Origin of the sequence: Cellvibrio sp. BR (genome assembly GCF_000263355.1) — a bacterium.
Lineage (GTDB): Bacteria > Pseudomonadota > Gammaproteobacteria > Pseudomonadales > Cellvibrionaceae > Cellvibrio.
In genome coordinates this window covers 757,778-775,305 of the sequence record NZ_JH668200.1, presented here as the reverse complement: position 1 = coordinate 775,305, position 17,528 = coordinate 757,778, and the positions used below count along the sequence as shown (strand labels likewise).

Below are 17,528 nucleotides of genomic sequence, written 5' to 3'. Positions count from 1 at the left end.
TATATGAAAGGTATTATTCTTGCTGGCGGCAGCGGCACAAGGTTGTATCCAATCACCAAGGGAGTTTCGAAACAATTACTCCCTATATACGACAAGCCAATGATTTATTATCCGCTCTCTGTGCTCATGCTGGCGGGCATACAAGATATTTTAATCATCACCACACCTGAAGATCTGGCGAGTTTTGAGCGATTATTAGGTGACGGTAGCCAATTTGGAATACGCCTACAATTTAAAGTGCAACCGAGCCCGGATGGATTAGCTCAAGCTTTTATTATCGGTGAAGAATTTATCGGCAACGATTCTGTATGCCTAGTCCTTGGCGACAATATTTTTTATGGTCAGGGCTTCACCCCTATGCTGCGTGAAGCAGCAGCGAGACCAAGTGGCGCCACTGTTTTTGGTTATCAGGTAAAAGACCCTGAACGCTTTGGTGTGGTTGAATTTGATAAAAACCAAAAAGCCATTTCAATCGAAGAAAAACCCGCAAAACCCAAATCCAATTTTGCTGTAACCGGTTTATATTTTTACGACAACGCTGTTATAGAAATCGCAAAAAACGTTAAGCCATCCCACCGCGGCGAGCTTGAGATTACCAGCGTTAACCAAGCTTATCTTGAACAGGGAAATTTACACGTAGAATTACTAGGGCGCGGTTTTGCGTGGTTAGATACCGGGACTCACGAGAGTTTGCTTGAAGCAGGAATGTTTGTACAAACCATTGAGCATCGTCAGGGTTACAAAATTGCATGCTTGGAAGAAATTTCCTTTCACAATAAGTGGCTTTCTGCCGATGACTTAAAGAAAGTTGGCAACCAGTTAAGTAAAAATAGTTATGGACAATATCTTTTGGATTTGGCGGTGGAATCTTTATGAGTCTGTTAAAACGTATAGATTTAAATTCATTAGGCGATGAACGAGGCCAACTCTCGATACTAGAAGCGCAAAAAAATATCCCGTTCTCTATAAAGCGAGTCTATTACCTGACCAACATGAAGCATGATGTTCCCCGTGGTTTCCATGCACACAAAGAGTTAGAGCAAGTAGCAGTATGTGTGGCAGGAAAATGCCGCATGCTACTGGATAACGGGCAAGCAAAAGAAGATGTGTGGTTAGATGCACCGAACAAAGCTATTCGTATAGAGCCAATGGTTTGGCATGAAATGCACGACTTTAGCGAAGACTGCGTTTTACTGGTTCTTGCTAGCGAACACTACGATGAATCAGATTATATTCGCAACTATTCAGATTTTATTGAGATGGTATAAATGCCTCAAATACATGATCTCGCTGATGTAAAAAGCATCAATATCGGAACCGACACCCGCATATGGCAATACAGTGTCATTTTTGAAAAAGCGCGAATAGGTAGTAATTGTAATATCTGCGCTCACACTTTAATCGAAAATGATGTGATTATTGGAAACAATGTAACCGTGAAATCCGGCGTGTTTATTTGGGATGGATCTCGCATAGAGGATGATGTTTTTATTGGCCCGAACGCAACATTCACCAATGACATTATGCCTCGCTCCAAGATATATCCCGATACATTTAAAGGAATCACTGTAAAAAAAGGAGCAAGTATTGGTGCAAATGCAACTATTCTGCCCGGCATAGAAATTGGTGAGTACGCCATGATAGGTGCTGGCGCAGTAGTAACTAAAGATGTTCCTGATCGCGCAGTTGTAGTAGGCAACCCTGCAAAAATTATTAGGTATATAACAGAATGATTTCTTTCCTTGATCTTAAATCAATAAACGCCCAGTCCCGCTCTGAGCTTATAGATGCCTGCACACGAGTAATAGACTCTGGTTGGTATATCTGCGGCAACGAACTAATCACATTCGAAAAAGAATTTGCAGAGTATTGTGGTACTAAATATTGTATTGGTGTAGCAAATGGGCTCGATGCGTTAATTCTGACGTTACGCGCATGGAAAGAGCAGGGCAAACTAAAAGACGGCGATGAGGTCATTGTCCCTGCCAATACTTATATTGCCAGCATTCTTGCTATAACAGAGAACAACCTCACCCCAGTGCTTGTTGAGCCAGACCCAGCAACTTACAACCTTTGCCCGATTAACACCAAAGCGGCAATCACCCCAAAAACCCGCGCAATTTTAGCGGTACATTTGTATGGCCAATTAGCAGATATGCCAGAATTAATTGATATCGCTAACAACCATAATTTATTAGTGCTGGAGGATTGCGCTCAAGCTCACGGTGCAAGTATCGATAACCGCAAAGCAGGAAACTGGGGACATGCTGCTGGCTTTAGCTTCTACCCAGGTAAAAATCTGGGTGCGCTGGGCGATGCAGGAGCAATAACCACAAACGATGACGAACTTGCAAAAACACTCTTTGCTTTGCGCAATTACGGCTCACATGAAAAGTATAAAAACTTGTATCAGGGTGTAAATAGTCGTCTGGACGAAATCCAAGCAGCCATACTCAGCGTTAAATTAAAATATTTGGATGTGCAAACACAACACCGTCGCCAAATCGCACAAATTTATATGGACGGGATTAAAAATCCAGCAATCAAATTACCTCTCGCAGAGGGAACATCACCCCTAACACTCAATAGCCATGTGTGGCATTTATTTGTTATACGCAGTGAGCATCGAGATAATCTTCAACAGTTTCTTGCGGAAAATGGCATACAAACGTTAATTCACTACCCCATCCCGCCCCACAAACAAAAAGCCTATGCAGCATGGGGAAATCTTAGCCTTCCCATCACTGAGTCTATACACCAACAGGTATTAAGTTTACCTCTGGGACCGACACTGAACGAAAAAGATGCATTGAGAGTTACTGATACAATCAACTCAATGGAAATTTGAAAATGCCAAATAAACTTGCGACTCTTGAAGCTAAATCACTACACGTGTCAGTAATAGTTCCTTGCTTCAATAATGGCAACTTTCTCCATCAGTGCGTAGCTTCACTAAACAACGGAGTACACCCAAATGAAATTATTATTATTGATGACAGCTCCACTGATAATTCAGTAGCCATTGCTAAAGAGCTAGCATCACATTACGACAACATAAAATTAATTGAGCGCAATAAAAATGGCGGTGCAGCAGCTGCACGTTATGACGGATTTAAAGTTGCAAAAAACGAATGGATCGCAATAGTAGATGCAGATGATTATATAGAGGATGATGCGCTGTTATCAGCATACAATAAAGTAAAAGCTCACGGTGCAGACATGTGTATCTGGAACTTATGGCGATTTGACACCGAAAAACAATGGCCTCAGATAACATTTAATGAAACAGACTTCCCCAAAACGGGTAGGCAATCAGTATTAGCAACACTTGGTAGATGGCAGATTCACCCTTTGGGGATAGCACAAAAGAAACTATACCTTGAAGCATATAAATCATTTCCAAACGAAAACATTCACCTCATGAATGCAGACGAATTGATAACACGGCTCGTTTTTTCTAAAGCCAAAAAAGTTACTTTTACTGAGGAGAGGTACTTTTACAGGGTGAACCTAAGCTCAACAACGCTAAAAAAATCACCCAAACAACTGTCAACAATACATTCAGATATTTGGTTATTGAGCTTTATTAAAGAATACAATGAAATATCTTCCGGCACTATTGCAAAGGGTACAATAGGGAAATTGTTCCAATTTCATCTGGACCGTAACCATTATGGCCATGAAGCCGTTCAAACAGAAATAAAATATGCGCTCATAAAAATAAAGGAGCTTGCTCCACCATGGAAATGGCTTTGGCGTCACCCCAAACATCTCATCGCATACATATATATATCCCTGATTTATCGAAAAGCCATTTGGAATACAAAACCCAGTGAATAATGAAGAAAAAAGCAACTATTCAACAATATTGAAAGTTACGAAAGTAATTGGCTCTTCAACGCTAATAAGCATGATCCTTAACATGGTCAGGATGAAAGTAGCAGCAGTTTTCTTAGGTCCAGCTGGCGTTGGGTTTATCGGCCTACTACAAAGCTTTGTTCTTTTAGTATCTTCTATCATTGGAGCCGGACTCAATCAATCAGCAATCAGACAAGTTGCTCAAGTAGCAGTAAGCGATGATGAAAAGAAAAAGGCATCGACACAGAATGCAGTTAACTCTCTATCTGCAATATTGGTCATTGTAGGAACAACTCTTCTTTTTTATTTTAGAGATTTAATTGAGCCACACATTGCGGTGTCCGATCAATACGTATTTGGATATAGCTGGATAGTCCTGTGTATAGCACTAGTCACCTTATCAGGCATTTTTACTGCACAACTAAATGGCTATAGAAAAATAAAAGAATTAGCGCTGATTAATGTACTCTCCGCTTTTTTTTCTCTAACTTTGGGCTCATTGGGATTATACTTTTCTGATGCATATGGGTTTTTGATATTTTTCGTCTCCTTTTTTCTATTAAGATTTTTATTTGCAAGTTTTTTTTTAAAAACAATCTATCTCAATTCCTACGACTTTAGCAATTTAAAATCTCTTGCCATCGAGTATCAGCCACTTTTAAAGCTTGGTTTTGCAATGATGATAGGGGCGCTTGCTTGGAACTTTGCACATCTTTTTGTTAAGAAATTGATAGAGGAGGATATAGGCCTATCAGAGGTTGGAGTATTTGAGGCAGGCTGGACATTGGGCACGGTGTATTTGGGCTTCTTGCTAGCCTCAATTGGCGCCGACTATTTACCCAGATTAACAGCCGCATGCGAAGATCCAAAAACATTCAACGATATAATTAATCATCAAACCGAGGTGATTTTTTTATTTGCAGGCCCTATTGTTATTTTAACAGTTGGCCTTGCCCCTTGGATTGTAGTTTTAGCATATAGTCCTGAGTTTTCACGCTCAAGTGACTTGTTAAGGCTGTTCATTGTTGGAGACACACTAAAACTGCTCACATGGCCATTAACATATGCGATTATAGCTTCAGGGTATTCACGCTATTTTCTTTTTGTTGAACTTACTTCTGTATTTTTCTATTGTTTCGTGATTTTTCTATTCTTAGATTATCTAGGGGCATCTTCCGCTGGCCTTTCCATCATATTCATTTATTTAGCAGCGCTCCCGCTCTGTTACTTTAAATTGAGAAAAAACTTCGCATTTAAGTGGTCAACGTTTTCCATAAAGCTTTTTACCGTCATATTCTGCACCACACTACTAGTTTTTTTGATTGGTGAATTTTCACCAGTTTATGCAGCGCTTTCATCCGTAGCTCTTTCAATAATAATCGCTATTTATTCTTTTCTTAGTTTTTGTAAACGAACAGGACGCCCCCATCGGTTGCAACGATTTACAAGACAAAAGCTTTAACTGACATTTTTTGGTGATTCATATGCATCTTAATACAGAAAAACTAGTATCGGTTGTTATACCTTGTTACAACCATGAAAAATATGTGCAAGACTGCATAAAAAGTATTATTGCGCAAAATTATAAAAATATAGAGTTAATAATCATTGATGATGGTTCCAAAGATAGCTCAGTTGAAAGAATTAAAGAGCTCGTGCCCGCGTGCGAAAAGCGATTTGTAAGATTTCACTTTAGAAGTCGGCCAAACAAAGGATTATGCGCAACACTTAACGAAGCAATTGACTGGTGTGAAGGTGAATACTATTGCGCAATAGCATCAGATGATGTGATGCTTCATGATAAAACAACAAAACAAGTGACTTATTTAAATGAAAATCCTTTATGTGCTGGAGTTTTTGGAGGCGCACAAATATTAAAATCAGATGGAACTATGGTAGCTGAACGCCCATGCAAACCAAACAGGTATAAATTTAAAGACATCATATTAAATAATTTTAACTTTTTTACGCCCACACAAATGCTTCGAATGCATATAGTTAAAGCAGTGGGAGGCTATAAACCTGATGTTTTACTTGAGGATTGGTATATGTATCTTAAGATCACTAGTGAGGGACATAGCCTAGACGCATTACAAGGCATGCTTGTGGGATATAGGCGCCATGAAGAAAATATGTCCAACAAAGTTTATTTAATGCACGCGGACAGAAGAAAAATTCTTGATCAATATAAAGAAAGTGAACTATACACCAGAGCTTTGATTGAGTTTAATTATACTCGTGCTATCGAACTGGTTTATTTCAACAAAAAAGAGTCCTTTGGCATTTTTTTACGCGCACTAGTTAAAAACCCAAAAATTTCATGGAGAGCGGGCTCTCTAAAATATATAGTTAAACTTTTCTGCAGTAAAAAATACCTTCTCGGGCGAGTTAAAGGATTTTGATGTTATTTAGCTTAACTGGAGATGAAAAATGAAAGTAATGATGATAATCACTGGTCTTGGCATGGGCGGCGCAGAACAAGTAACAATAAATTTAGCCGATGAACTAACAAAACTAGGCCATAAAGTGATGATCGCCTATCTAACGGGCAAAGCTTTAGTATTACCCGCAAATACCGGCACTGAAATTATCTCCATCGGGATGACAGGGCCCAAAGATTTTTTCATAGCCTACCTCAAGTTAAGAAGACTTGTTCGTGATTTTAAGCCGGACGTAGTGCACAGCCATATGGTACACGCCAATATTATGTCTCGGCTTTTAAGAATCAGTATTCATATTCCCCGACTAATTTGCTCGGCACACAGTAACAATGAAGGCGGCCCAGCGAGAATGTTGGCCTACAGGCTAACAGATTCATTAGCTGATATTTCGACAAATGTAAGCAATGATGCAGTGAGAGCATTTATTGCTCAAGGCGCAGTTAAAGAAGGGCGCATGATATGTACACCAAATGGTATAGATACTGATAAGTTTTTTTTTAATTTGTTGGCGAGACAACAAATCCGCTCAGACTTAGCTTTAAATTGTAAACTTATGATTTTGGCCGTCGGTCGACTAGATACTGCAAAAGACTACCCAAACTTGCTTCACTCGGTTGCATTAATCAAAAATCAACGTGCGGATTTTAAGGTGTTCATTGCTGGCGATGGACCACTAAATACCGAACTCAAAAGCCTAGCTACAAAGCTTAACATAGATAGCCATGTGTGTTTTTTGGGCGTTAGATATGACATCGCCTCATTGATGTCAGCTGCCGATATATTTGTGCTTTCATCAGCATGGGAAGGCTTCGGTTTAGTTGTCGCCGAAGCAATGGCATGTGAGCGCTTAGTCGTAGCGACGGATTGTGGTGGCACAAAAGAGATCTTGGGAGATACTGGACGACTCGTTCAGTCTCGAAACCCCACCTTACTCGCCGAAGCAATACTTGATTGTTTTAATATTAGCGAAACAGAATATTCATCACTGGGCAAATCCGCAAGACTTAGAATAATCAACAATTACTCCCACAAGATAACACTCAAAAAATACCTGCAAGCTTATTCAGGCCAGATAATTTAAATTTTATTTAATTGAAAATTAAAAATATGTTATTACATAAATTAAGGTGTAGTTTATTTTCTATCTTTTTTTGTCTTTTTTTTATAGGGTCTTTTTCATATTTTATCGAAGATATTCGATTTCTTAGAACCCCACTCGTATCCTCCTCTATGATTTTCGCACTATTAGGGTTCATTTTAAATTCTAAAAGCTTTTCAAAAACGCCCAGCAATATCGCACTATTTACATTTGCATCTATAAGTATAATATTTTATATTGCGTATGCGCATATCACCTATGAGGTAGATTTTGATTCTACAATTGCATTAGGGTCATTTTGGCTTTTATTTTTTTATACGCAATCACTACAAAAAGACGAACTATACGTCAATAGCTTTTTAATTAGCCTCACGCTTATAACAAGCTTGTTTATTCTACTATTGTTACAGCTAGGTATTTTGAGCGCAATAAATCCAAATGCCATCGGTATTCTCGCTGTTGCAGTCTTATTGCTTTCCTCATACTCTCACCTGATAAAAAGAATTAATTTTTGGGCTTGGATAATTATCAGCTTCAGCTCTTTGTATATTTCCATATACCACCAATCAAGAGTATCTTTTGTAATTGTTTTCGCAATATCGTTACTTTATTCATCGCACTACCTGAATAAAAAATATTTTTTTTACTACGCTATCATTGGATTGATTTCAGCGCTTTCCTTCTATTATTTAACCTCAGATTACATGAATGATCTGACACTGAAAAACAGTAGTACATCAGGCGCTGGAGACATTACCAATGGAAGAATGCATGTTTGGGAGGTAGCCATACAAAACTTAAATTGGTTTGGTCATCACCCTATCCAAATTGATGCTTTTTTGCCATATGGGGTTCACAATTCCTATCTAGCCTTTATATTAAAATTCGGCCTCTTTCAATTTTATATTATAATATTTCTACTGTTAATATTTTTTATGAAGAACTTCTTCAGGCTTTTTAAAAACATTAGAATTGTTGCGTTTATTATTCCATTTCTTTTGATCGGTATGTTTGAGGAAATCTTAGGCAGCCATATTTTTCTTTTTCTTTTACTGGCTTTTGCGATCGTCAGGCTTAGAGTTAAGGTTTTTTAATTGTATTAGTAGTCCCCCGGCAGGGCGAACATTCCATTCAAATACAAAAATGAGCTTTTATGAAAATAGTACATGTAATTACTCGATCAGATGAAATAGGTGGGGCTCAAATACATCTAAAGGATTTATGCGTCGGTCTTAACAGTATGGGCCATAATGTTACAATTGCAGCAGGAGGTAATGGGATTTTTTTTGAAAAATTATCGCAGTCAGGAATTAAATATTTCTCATTAAAACACTTAGTTCGCCCCATCAATATTATATCGGACATAAGAGCCATATCAGAATTAATACATTTACTACGAGAAGTAAATCCAGATATTGTTACGGCACACTCATTTAAAGCGGGATTAGTAGCTCGCCTTTCCTGCCTTCTAATACACAAACAATGTATTTTCACCGTACATGGATGGTCATTCATTAAATGCGCCACTTCATTAACGAAATTGATTTATATTTGCATAGAAAAGATTTTATCGATAGCGTCATATCAGATTATTACTGTATGCGAAAACGATAAGCTCTATGCTATCACTAGTGGGATATCTAATAAAAAAAAGTTGTCGATGATTTATAATGGAGCACCCGATATTGATAAATCTCTCATTGCACACCATAGAAATATTTCCCCGAAAATAGTGATGATTGCTCGTTTCGACTGGCCCAAAGATCATAAATCTTTAATCGAGGCATTAAGTGAGTTAAAAAAATTTGACTGGATTCTACAACTTGTCGGTGATGGACCTCAAATAGAAAAAATCAAAGATGATGTTAGACGATTGGGACTTACAGATCGTGTTGAATTTCTAGGAAGACGCGAGAATATTGCGGAAATACTTAGAGACTCAGATATTTTCGTTTTAACGAGTCACTCAGAAGGTTTTCCCATTAGTATAATAGAGGCGATGAGAGCATCGTTACCCGTAATTGCAACTGATACGGGAGGGATATCCGAGTCAGTAATTGACGGTAAAACTGGCTTCATCGTTAAAGATAAAAACATTATCGACCTTAGAGAAAAACTAACTATATTACTTTGTGATTCTAATCTACGAAAGAATATGGGGCTTTGTGGCCGAGATCTCTACTTGGAATTATTTACCATTGAAAAAATGACCTGCTCAACTGCTGCCATTTATGAACTAGCGCTTAATAAAATACACTCTAGAAAGGTATAGATTTTATGCCAACTCAAAAAAAAAATATGATAATAACCGGCGCAAGTGGCTTCATTGGAAGACACTTAGTTTATGAGCTTCTTAAAAACGGGGAAAATTATAAAATATTTGCCGTAGTTAGAAAGCCAACATTCACCGACGCAGATGTACATGAGATTATAATAAATGACATAGATGACATTACGTGGATAGAGAGTTTTCCGGAAGAAATTGATTGCATCATTCATACCGCAGGTCTTGCTCACAATAAGCTGACCGACCGAAGGAAAAAGTTAGAGCACTTTAGAAAAATCAATACGATTTGCACACAACGCCTAGCTGAAGCCGCAATAAAAAAAGGTGCCAAGAGATTTATATTTTTGAGCTCTGTAGGAGTGCTGGGAGCATCTACAAAGTCAAATCCATTTAACGACTTTTCTCCCGTATTGCCTTTTTCTGAATACGCAATTTCAAAGCGCGAAGCAGAAATAGAAATTACAAGGCTGTGTACTAATACATCTATGGATTATGTAATAATACGCCCACCACTAGTTTATGGCTTTGATGCGCCTGGTAATTTTGCAAGCCTATTACGCCTCATCCACACAGGTATTCCGTTACCTTTAGGTTTGGTGAATAATAAAAAAACCTTTATTAGCTGCTCGAATTTGGCAAGTTTCATAGTTTGCTGCGCCAACAACCCCTTAGCATCAAATCAAATTTTTCTAATAGCTGATGACCAAAATATATCCACACCTGAACTTGTCAAAGTGCTAGCTTTAGGAATGGGTATAAAGCCTCTTTTACTTCCTATTCCCATATTTTGGATAAAAACAATATGCACACTGGGAAGAAAGCTTAACACCTATGAACAACTTTGTTGTTCTTTAGAAATCGACTCCACAAGAGCAAAGCAACTACTGCAGTGGACTCCTCCGACTAATACTATTGACGGCCTAATCAGAGCTGCATCCGAATACAATAAGTCACTACCAAGCAATATTTGACATTCGATACCAACCTAATGAGTAATAACTGCCTATACACCCTTAACTATTTTGGCTATTTATTTAAAGGCAGGCGATACTACCTGCTCTGGAATAAAAAATGATTAAAATTCGAATATGGTTACCATTGGTATTATTATTATTATTATTCATAATAGAACGTAAGGGTTACTTAAAGAAGCCAGAATCCTTAGAAATAATACCAACTGTGGCTCAACACCCCGTTTCTGAAATTAATGCGAATATAAGCGTAGAAATAAACGATCTATTAATGATCGTTTATGCCCTAGAACGCTATAAAAGAGATCACTGGAGTTACCCGAAAAGTTCGCATGGAGGAACCAAATGGGATGGGATTTTTAGTATTTATGGCGAAAGTCGGGAAGATTGGGTTCCCGAAATTGTTCCAAAATATATCAATCAATTGCCTAGAGATCCTAGGATGTTAGCAGACGGAACTAAGCAATATATATATGTGTCTAATGGCATTAGTTACAAACTAATTGCTCACAATGTAGATAATTGTGCGCATATTAAAAACATTTATCCTATTTTGGTGGACCCTAAAAGAGATTGTTTTGCTTATGGTTTTTGGACAAAAAATGCGGCACTTTGGTAGCAGTTGACCCTGCAGTATAAAACCCAATTAGGATTGATAATTTATGGTAAGAGTTTTTGATTTTCTTTTTTCTTTTTTTGGAATACTAATAGGCATGCCTATTTTTATTATTATTTTTATTGTTGGTATGTTTGATACTGGCTCACCACTTTTCTTTCAGCAGCGAGTAGGGAAAAATAAAAAGCCCTTTGTCCTGATTAAGTTCCGAACGATGGCAATTGACACAAAAGATATTGCCAGCCATTTAGCTCCAGCGGCTTCAATCACATCCCTAGGAAAGTTTTTACGCAAAACAAAGCTGGATGAATTACCTCAATTATGGAATGTTCTGATTGGAGACATGAGCTTGGTTGGACCAAGACCATGCCTATTTAACCAAACGGAACTAATATCTGCACGCGAGGCACTGGCAGTATTCAATGTAAGACCCGGCATAACCGGCCTTGCGCAAGTCAAGAATATTGACATGTCGACACCAGACTATTTAGCCAAGACTGATAAAAAAATGTTGGATTCACTCAACACAATAAACTATTTTAAATATATTTATTTAACTGTATTAGGAGGTGGTCGCGGAGACGCGATCAAGTAAATAGCTCATATTGAGAGTTACACTATCAAACAACTCTCAATTTACTACCCTTGTCTTTTCTTACCCAAACTGAATCATCTAATGATTCAGTTGAGCGGTATCCTGCAGGTGCAGCCAGTAAAATGCTTTTTACATCATCACACTTATAACTGTCACAAGCTGTTGCAAGCGATAAAATAAGAGACTCTGCTTCTGGCCAACTCAAACACACTTCTTGCGCAGACATAATTCTTGAATGCTCGGTACCGCTCACATTATCGCCAATCAATAACTCTTCATACAGTTTTTCACCAGGGCGCAAGCCAGTGTATTCAATTGCAATATCACCATCTAGATGCGCTTCATCTTTAATTTCCAAGCCAGACAAATGAATCATACGGCGCGCAAGGTCGACAATTTTTACCGGGTCCCCCATATCCAGAACAAATACATCACCACCCAATCCCATTGAACCGGCTTGAATTACCAACTCTGCGGCTTCGGGAATCGTCATAAAATAACGAATAATATCCGGGTGAGTAACGGTTACAGGGCCGCCTGCTTTGATCTGTTTGCGAAACAAAGGAACAACAGACCCCGACGAGCCCAGCACGTTACCAAAGCGAACCATAGTGAAGCGGGTTGTTTTTTGGCGCTGCGCCAGTGCCTGTAATACAAGCTCTGCCATACGCTTGGTCGCACCCATAATATTGGTTGGGCGCACGGCTTTATCTGTTGAGATAAGCACAAAAGATTCAACCTTGGCAGCAATAGCGGCCTCTGCGCAGTACCACGTACCAAATATATTATTGCGTACACCTTCAACAATATTGTGTTCAACCAAAGGAACGTGCTTATAAGCAGCGGCGTGGTAAACGGTTTGTACAGCAAAGATGCTCATTACAGACTCAAGGCGCTCTCTGTTTTGCACTGAGCCCAACAAAGGCACTAACTCTATTTCCTGACCACATATTTCACTGCGTAATTCCTGCTCTATGCTATAGAGTGCGTATTCATTAAGCTCAAATAAAATAAGAGTTTTAGGGCGCTGCTTAACAATTTGCCGGCACAATTCAGAACCAATTGAACCACCGGCTCCCGTTACCATAACAATTTTATTTTCTATGCAAGCATGCATAAGTTTGGGGTTTGGTTTAACGGGGTCACGCCCTAACAGGTCTTCAATATCTACATCTTTAATTTGTTCAATTTTGGTTTTACCACTGAGAATATCGGCAACGGCTGGAACCGTTTGCACCTCAATGGCCAAAGGTTCCAACTTCTTTAATACTGTGGCGCGCGCGGCATGGCTTGCACTGCCCAACGCCAATAAGACTTTTTCTGCATTTTTATTTTGCAACAATTGCGGCAGTGAATGAGCGCCGTAAACTTTAATGCCTGCTACTGTTGTGCGATGCAATAAGGGGTTGTCATCTATAAAACCTACCACCTTATAAGGAGTTGCCTGTAAGGCTACAGCTAATTGGTGACCGGTATGCCCAGCACCATAGATCAATACAGATGTCGTTCTGTCTACAACCCGGTGATTGAGCATCTGGACAATGCTGCGCACCAGCAGCCTGGGCGTACCAATAGTAATAAAAAGCAATAGGGAATAAATAAAGGGAACAGAACGCGGCACATAGGAGTTCACGTAAAAGCTAACAATTGCCAGTACCAAACCAGAAACGCAGGCGCAAATACCTATTGTGATCATTGCCTGTGCCGACATATAGCGTAATACAGCTCTATACATTCCCAGCCGAATAAATATAAACAGACTAATAGCAATGGTGATGCTTATAGTAAACACCTCCCTGCTCTGAATTGGCGGTACTAATGTACCTAGCCGCATACAGCTGGCCAAATAATAGGCTGCAGCCATGGCTAGAGCATCAAAACTGACAGATAGGAAGCGTTTAACTATTCGCGGGGCGTTAAATAATGCGTGAATCATATAGTTCCTGGCTTAATGCGGTGTCCATACTGGCGCTGAATTCTTTGAATAAACCGAACATTTATAGTAGAAGAAAGGCTTTCTGGAAGCTTAACTTAACAATCTGGAAGCAACTGTAAATATATGCACCAACACCAAAGTAGTCAGCTGTTTCACCGTGGGAATCTGCGACTCAATATTGTTTTGCATCCCAATGGGACCCCAGAAAAGTGGCGAACTATACCGACAAGCTGAAAAGTTTTGAAATACTATTTTAGTGGTAATATGCCGTCATTAAATCGATCTTGGACTAGCGCTACCGCGTAATTTGCAAAGGATTAGCAATATAGCAACTTTCCCCCTAATCCAGCCCTTTAAGGAGCTCATCTTGTCACAGAACAACCCAGCGCCAATAATCCCAAATAGCACCTATGATAAAGATGATGAAATAGACCTTCTTGGTTTGTTGCGCGCATTGCTAAAAACCTGGAAAGTCTGGCTTGTTGCTTTAATAGTTGTGTCTTGCATATTTGGTACTGTGAAAGCAATACAAACACTAGCGACAACACCAGAAATCGCTTACAGCAAGCCCATTCGTTTAACATTTCCTAATGTGCACTTACAAAAATTCCCCAGCGGTGCAAAATTTGTACACAGCGATATAATTGCTCCTGCGATAGCACAGCAAGTATTTGAGCGCAACAACTTAAGCTCTTATGGACTAAAGGTCTCTGATTTTCAGGGTGGATTAAGTGCTACGCCCTACTCGCCTAGCTACCCGTTGATTATTGAACGCTACAATCGTCGCCTTAGCGACAAACGACTCACCGCAGAGAATATCGCCGATCTGCAAAAACAAATGAATGAAGAGATTGCACAAGTAACCGCAGGTGAAGTACTTATTAGCTGGCGCCTAGATAAGCACGTGGTACCGAGGGATGTCGCTGAAAAAGTTCTAGCCGACCTACCTGCTCTTTGGGCAGAAAAAGCAATTAAAGAGAAGGGTGTTCTTGAAATACAAGCCCATTTAACAACAGCTAAATCATTGAATCTGGCACTTATCAAAGAAGAAGAGCTGCTGATTGCCGGGGATATATTGACCGATAAAATTAATCTACTAAGGGGCAATATTAACGAGCTGAGCCAGTTTGAGGGCTCTCAAACCATCGCCGACCCCAAAACTGGTATGCGCTTAAATGATCTTAATAACGCTCTGGATGACTTGAGCAACTATGATATTGCCAGTGTTTTAGCCTCTATTCGCATACAGGGTTTAAGCAACTTTCCAGAACTGTCTAAGTATTATTACACCGACAAACTGAACCGCTTAAATATCAAACTCAAAGGCCTTGAGTATGAAGCGTCATCGGTGCGAGACTCCTATCGCCAACCTAACACCAGTGCTGGTTTAGGCGCTGATGGAAATACCAATAACCAGATGCTAGCTCCCCAGCTTAACAGTGACATACTTGACAAGCTGGCCAGTCTTTCCGGTGATCTGGAGCGTGAAAAGTACAACCAACAACTCAACCAAAGGTGGTTAAGCCTAACCAGACAAATCAGCACGGTTAAAAGCACTATTGCTGAGACCGAACAGTTACTAGCGGCAATCAAACATCCTACCAATGCAAATCCAGGCGCAATTGAAGCGCTTGCGCAGGCAAAAGCACGCCTACCTGGAATTCTAAATCAACTGACTGAGTATTTTGATGTTTCAGAGCGAATTGCCTCCCAAATGCGTACAGAGCTAGTGGGAATCAAAGACGAATTGTTTGTACCTGTTTCTAATTCTGTATTGGAAAACAAAGCATCTATTAGTATAAAAGAACTACTAATAACCTGGATTGCCTTGATGTTTTTGACAAGCGTAGTAGTGATCCCAACCTGTATGATGCGCAATGCATTGAAGGCAAAAAGCCTACAGCAAACTAATCTGTAATAATTCGCCAATCACATATGCACGCTTTGGATAATTGTTAGTTCTGAAGCGTGCCTATTAATTTATACGCCCTACCATTTCAGTGTGACTTTATGAATTCTTCTGCACGAAACATTTGAAATATCGAATGCCAAAAAATAATAACAGCTGCACACCAATCACTATGACAGTATTTCTAACCTAACTGGACTTCCTAGGCTTTACTCAACACTTTCGAGCTTCTCAAAATACACTTAGTCAAAGCTATTAGTAGCGAAACTATTCCTTTTATCCAATAATCAATTGTCCTATTGCACACATATAGAACGACCAACCGCGCCAATACTGCTAACCTTAGAGCGGCGATAAAAACAAAAGCAGCGCCAATAGGCAAGGTAATTCACTACTCTAGATGATTATACCAATCCATGAATGACAAGCGTTTCAATTCCATATTGCTGCTCGCCATAGCCGCCACGCTTATCGCGCTGTTATTACAGCAATACCTACCGCAAAAACGCCTGACCCTCTTACCTAGCAACACCCCCAGTTATTTTTTTCATGCCGGCCCAGGCGAGGATGGATCCCCAGCGGCATTTTGGGTGGATGAACGCAAGCTTCACTGGCGCTGTACGCCTCCCCGCGATAACACCACTCCCTATTTCCCTTGCAGCTTCAACTTACTGCTGACCAATGACGGGCTGCGGGGAACCGATTTATCAGGCTACTCATACCTGAATGTCAAACTGAGGGTGATCGGCAAATCGCGCAAAATTCGCTTTGCAATGCGCAATTTCAACCCCGCCTATTCCACACCGGAGGATGCCAACAGCGGCAAGTTTATCTCCGTCAATATCCCTGTCGGCGACCTGCAAGGTGAGACGCGTATTGAACTGAGTGAGTTCAAGGTGGCCGACTGGTGGTTGGATCAACTCAACATTCCCCGCATCCATGCACAACCCGAGCGCAGCAATATTACTACCCTGGGTATTGATTACACCGAGAGTATGGAACCGGGTAACTACGACATGATCATCGAGAAAATTGAATTTGTGGGTGAATGGGTGAGTGCGGAGACCTGGTATTTAGCGATTCTCACTGCTTGGCTGCTGGGTATTTTTAGCTACGCCATCATCCATTTAATCCGCCTGCGCGAGCAGTCACGCCACGATGTACAGGTGATCAATACCCTTAATCAATACACTACTGAACTACGCCGCGAGACCGACAAGTTCCGCCGTTTGTCTACCGTCGACCCACTGACCCAAGCCTACAATCGCTTTGGTATTGACCAGATTGTCAGCACTATGATCGCGCTGAATGAACGCGAAAGCGGTGCCGGCACGAATCCGGATTTTGCCTTGATCCTGATCGATATAGATCACTTCAAGCGCATCAATGATCGGCGCGGCCACGACACTGGCGACCGGGTTTTACAAGCGGTGGCCACCATTATCGCCAAGGCCATCGGCCGCAAGGATTATCTTGGGCGCTGGGGCGGTGAAGAATTTATTGTGCTGCTACCCAATAAACGCAAGGAATTTGCTATCGCCATGGCGGAGAAAATCCGCCTGTCAATTGATGGAACCCTATTTGAACCGGACAACCCACTCGCGGTAACTGCCAGTTTTGGGGTGAGCGACCGCTTGCCGGGAGAAGAGTTTAATGACACCTTCAAGCGCGCCGATATAGCGCTCTATCAAGCCAAAGCCCAAGGGCGCAACTGTTCAGTGATGGCAAGCGATCGCCTTGATGACCACTGAGTTTGCAGTACCCGCCCATTAAAAAACCCGCCGTAGCGGGTTTTTTAATGCTTGCCAATACCATT

At 40.3% G+C, this 17,528-nt stretch carries 16 protein-coding genes; 15 read left to right on the top strand and 1 reads right to left on the bottom strand.

Going from position 1 to position 17,528, the window contains the following annotated elements:
• The first annotated feature begins 3 nt into the window (after window positions 1-3).
• The 13 genes from rfbA (at window position 4) to O59_RS03155 (ending at window position 11,867) form a co-directional block, all read left to right on the top strand.
• Window positions 4-876 (top strand): glucose-1-phosphate thymidylyltransferase RfbA, encoded by an 873-nt coding sequence (rfbA, locus tag O59_RS03215; RefSeq protein WP_007639457.1) that lies wholly within the window; start codon window positions 4-6, stop codon window positions 874-876.
• Window positions 873-1,268, top strand: coding sequence for an FdtA/QdtA family cupin domain-containing protein (locus tag O59_RS21790; protein ID WP_040391096.1), 396 nt, complete (start codon window positions 873-875; stop codon window positions 1,266-1,268). The genes rfbA and O59_RS21790 overlap by 4 nt, the downstream gene beginning before the upstream one ends.
• Window positions 1,269-1,733 carry an acyltransferase gene (locus O59_RS22215; RefSeq protein ID WP_007639455.1) on the top strand — a complete coding sequence of 155 codons (465 nt, stop codon included), beginning with the start codon at window positions 1,269-1,271 and terminating at the stop codon, window positions 1,731-1,733.
• On the top strand, window positions 1,730-2,848 hold the full coding sequence (locus O59_RS03200; protein ID WP_007639454.1) for a DegT/DnrJ/EryC1/StrS aminotransferase family protein: 1,119 nt from the start codon (window positions 1,730-1,732) through the stop codon (window positions 2,846-2,848). The genes O59_RS22215 and O59_RS03200 overlap by 4 nt, the downstream gene beginning before the upstream one ends.
• A gap of 2 nt (window positions 2,849-2,850) precedes the next feature.
• The gene (locus O59_RS20865) at window positions 2,851-3,840 is read left to right on the top strand and encodes a glycosyltransferase family 2 protein (protein ID WP_007639453.1); all 990 of its coding nucleotides are present in this window, start codon (window positions 2,851-2,853) and stop codon (window positions 3,838-3,840) included.
• Window positions 3,833-5,320 carry an O-antigen translocase gene (locus tag O59_RS03190; RefSeq protein WP_007639452.1) on the top strand — a complete coding sequence of 496 codons (1,488 nt, stop codon included), beginning with the start codon at window positions 3,833-3,835 and terminating at the stop codon, window positions 5,318-5,320. Before O59_RS20865 ends, O59_RS03190 begins: the two co-directional genes overlap by 8 nt.
• Before the next feature lie 22 nt (window positions 5,321-5,342).
• Window positions 5,343-6,260: a glycosyltransferase family 2 protein gene (locus tag O59_RS03185; protein ID WP_007639451.1), complete on the top strand. Its 918-nt coding sequence runs from the start codon at window positions 5,343-5,345 to the stop codon at window positions 6,258-6,260.
• 28 nt (window positions 6,261-6,288) lie between these two features.
• On the top strand, window positions 6,289-7,380 hold the full coding sequence (locus O59_RS03180; protein ID WP_007639449.1) for a glycosyltransferase: 1,092 nt from the start codon (window positions 6,289-6,291) through the stop codon (window positions 7,378-7,380).
• Between the two features lie 149 nt (window positions 7,381-7,529).
• On the top strand, window positions 7,530-8,492 hold the full coding sequence (locus O59_RS03175; protein ID WP_040391093.1) for a hypothetical protein: 963 nt from the start codon (window positions 7,530-7,532) through the stop codon (window positions 8,490-8,492).
• A gap of 59 nt (window positions 8,493-8,551) precedes the next feature.
• The gene (locus O59_RS03170) at window positions 8,552-9,670 is read left to right on the top strand and encodes a glycosyltransferase family 4 protein (RefSeq protein ID WP_007639440.1); all 1,119 of its coding nucleotides are present in this window, start codon (window positions 8,552-8,554) and stop codon (window positions 9,668-9,670) included.
• A 5-nt stretch (window positions 9,671-9,675) separates the two neighbouring features.
• On the top strand, window positions 9,676-10,656 hold the full coding sequence (locus tag O59_RS03165) for an NAD-dependent epimerase/dehydratase family protein (RefSeq protein ID WP_007639439.1): 981 nt from the start codon (window positions 9,676-9,678) through the stop codon (window positions 10,654-10,656).
• Window positions 10,657-10,756: 100 nt separating this feature from the next.
• Window positions 10,757-11,275 carry a hypothetical protein gene (locus tag O59_RS03160; RefSeq protein WP_040391092.1) on the top strand — a complete coding sequence of 173 codons (519 nt, stop codon included), beginning with the start codon at window positions 10,757-10,759 and terminating at the stop codon, window positions 11,273-11,275.
• A 43-nt stretch (window positions 11,276-11,318) separates the two neighbouring features.
• Complete coding sequence (locus O59_RS03155; protein ID WP_007639434.1) at window positions 11,319-11,867, top strand: sugar transferase; 549 nt, start codon at window positions 11,319-11,321, stop codon at window positions 11,865-11,867.
• Between the two features lie 25 nt (window positions 11,868-11,892).
• On the opposite strand, the gene O59_RS03150 is transcribed toward O59_RS03155, so the two are convergent.
• Window positions 11,893-13,803 (bottom strand): nucleoside-diphosphate sugar epimerase/dehydratase, encoded by a 1,911-nt coding sequence (locus O59_RS03150; protein WP_040391091.1) that lies wholly within the window; start codon window positions 13,801-13,803, stop codon window positions 11,893-11,895.
• Between the two features lie 367 nt (window positions 13,804-14,170).
• On the opposite strand from O59_RS03150, the gene O59_RS03145 reads away from it, so the two are divergent.
• Both O59_RS03145 and O59_RS03140 read left to right on the top strand, forming a co-directional pair.
• Window positions 14,171-15,721, top strand: coding sequence for a hypothetical protein (locus O59_RS03145; protein ID WP_007639432.1), 1,551 nt, complete (start codon window positions 14,171-14,173; stop codon window positions 15,719-15,721).
• Window positions 15,722-16,128: 407 nt separating this feature from the next.
• The gene (locus O59_RS03140) at window positions 16,129-17,463 is read left to right on the top strand and encodes a GGDEF domain-containing protein (protein WP_007639431.1); all 1,335 of its coding nucleotides are present in this window, start codon (window positions 16,129-16,131) and stop codon (window positions 17,461-17,463) included.
• Window positions 17,464-17,528 lie beyond the last annotated feature (65 nt).

Coding starts and splice junctions, on each gene's coding strand:
- O59_RS20865 (WP_007639453.1), top strand. CDS start 2,851: ATGCCAAATAAACTTGCGACTCTTGAAGCTAAATCACTACACGTGTCA.
- O59_RS03165 (WP_007639439.1), top strand. CDS start 9,676: ATGCCAACTCAAAAAAAAAATATGATAATAACCGGCGCAAGTGGCTTC.
- O59_RS03185 (WP_007639451.1), top strand. CDS start 5,343: ATGCATCTTAATACAGAAAAACTAGTATCGGTTGTTATACCTTGTTAC.
- O59_RS03140 (WP_007639431.1), top strand. CDS start 16,129: ATGAATGACAAGCGTTTCAATTCCATATTGCTGCTCGCCATAGCCGCC.
- O59_RS03170 (WP_007639440.1), top strand. CDS start 8,552: ATGAAAATAGTACATGTAATTACTCGATCAGATGAAATAGGTGGGGCT.
- O59_RS22215 (WP_007639455.1), top strand. CDS start 1,269: ATGCCTCAAATACATGATCTCGCTGATGTAAAAAGCATCAATATCGGA.
- O59_RS21790 (WP_040391096.1), top strand. CDS start 873: ATGAGTCTGTTAAAACGTATAGATTTAAATTCATTAGGCGATGAACGA.
- O59_RS03175 (WP_040391093.1), top strand. CDS start 7,530: ATGATTTTCGCACTATTAGGGTTCATTTTAAATTCTAAAAGCTTTTCA.
- O59_RS03150 (WP_040391091.1), bottom strand. CDS start 13,803: ATGATTCACGCATTATTTAACGCCCCGCGAATAGTTAAACGCTTCCTA.
- rfbA (WP_007639457.1), top strand. CDS start 4: ATGAAAGGTATTATTCTTGCTGGCGGCAGCGGCACAAGGTTGTATCCA.
- O59_RS03200 (WP_007639454.1), top strand. CDS start 1,730: ATGATTTCTTTCCTTGATCTTAAATCAATAAACGCCCAGTCCCGCTCT.
- O59_RS03160 (WP_040391092.1), top strand. CDS start 10,757: ATGATTAAAATTCGAATATGGTTACCATTGGTATTATTATTATTATTA.
- O59_RS03180 (WP_007639449.1), top strand. CDS start 6,289: ATGAAAGTAATGATGATAATCACTGGTCTTGGCATGGGCGGCGCAGAA.
- O59_RS03155 (WP_007639434.1), top strand. CDS start 11,319: ATGGTAAGAGTTTTTGATTTTCTTTTTTCTTTTTTTGGAATACTAATA.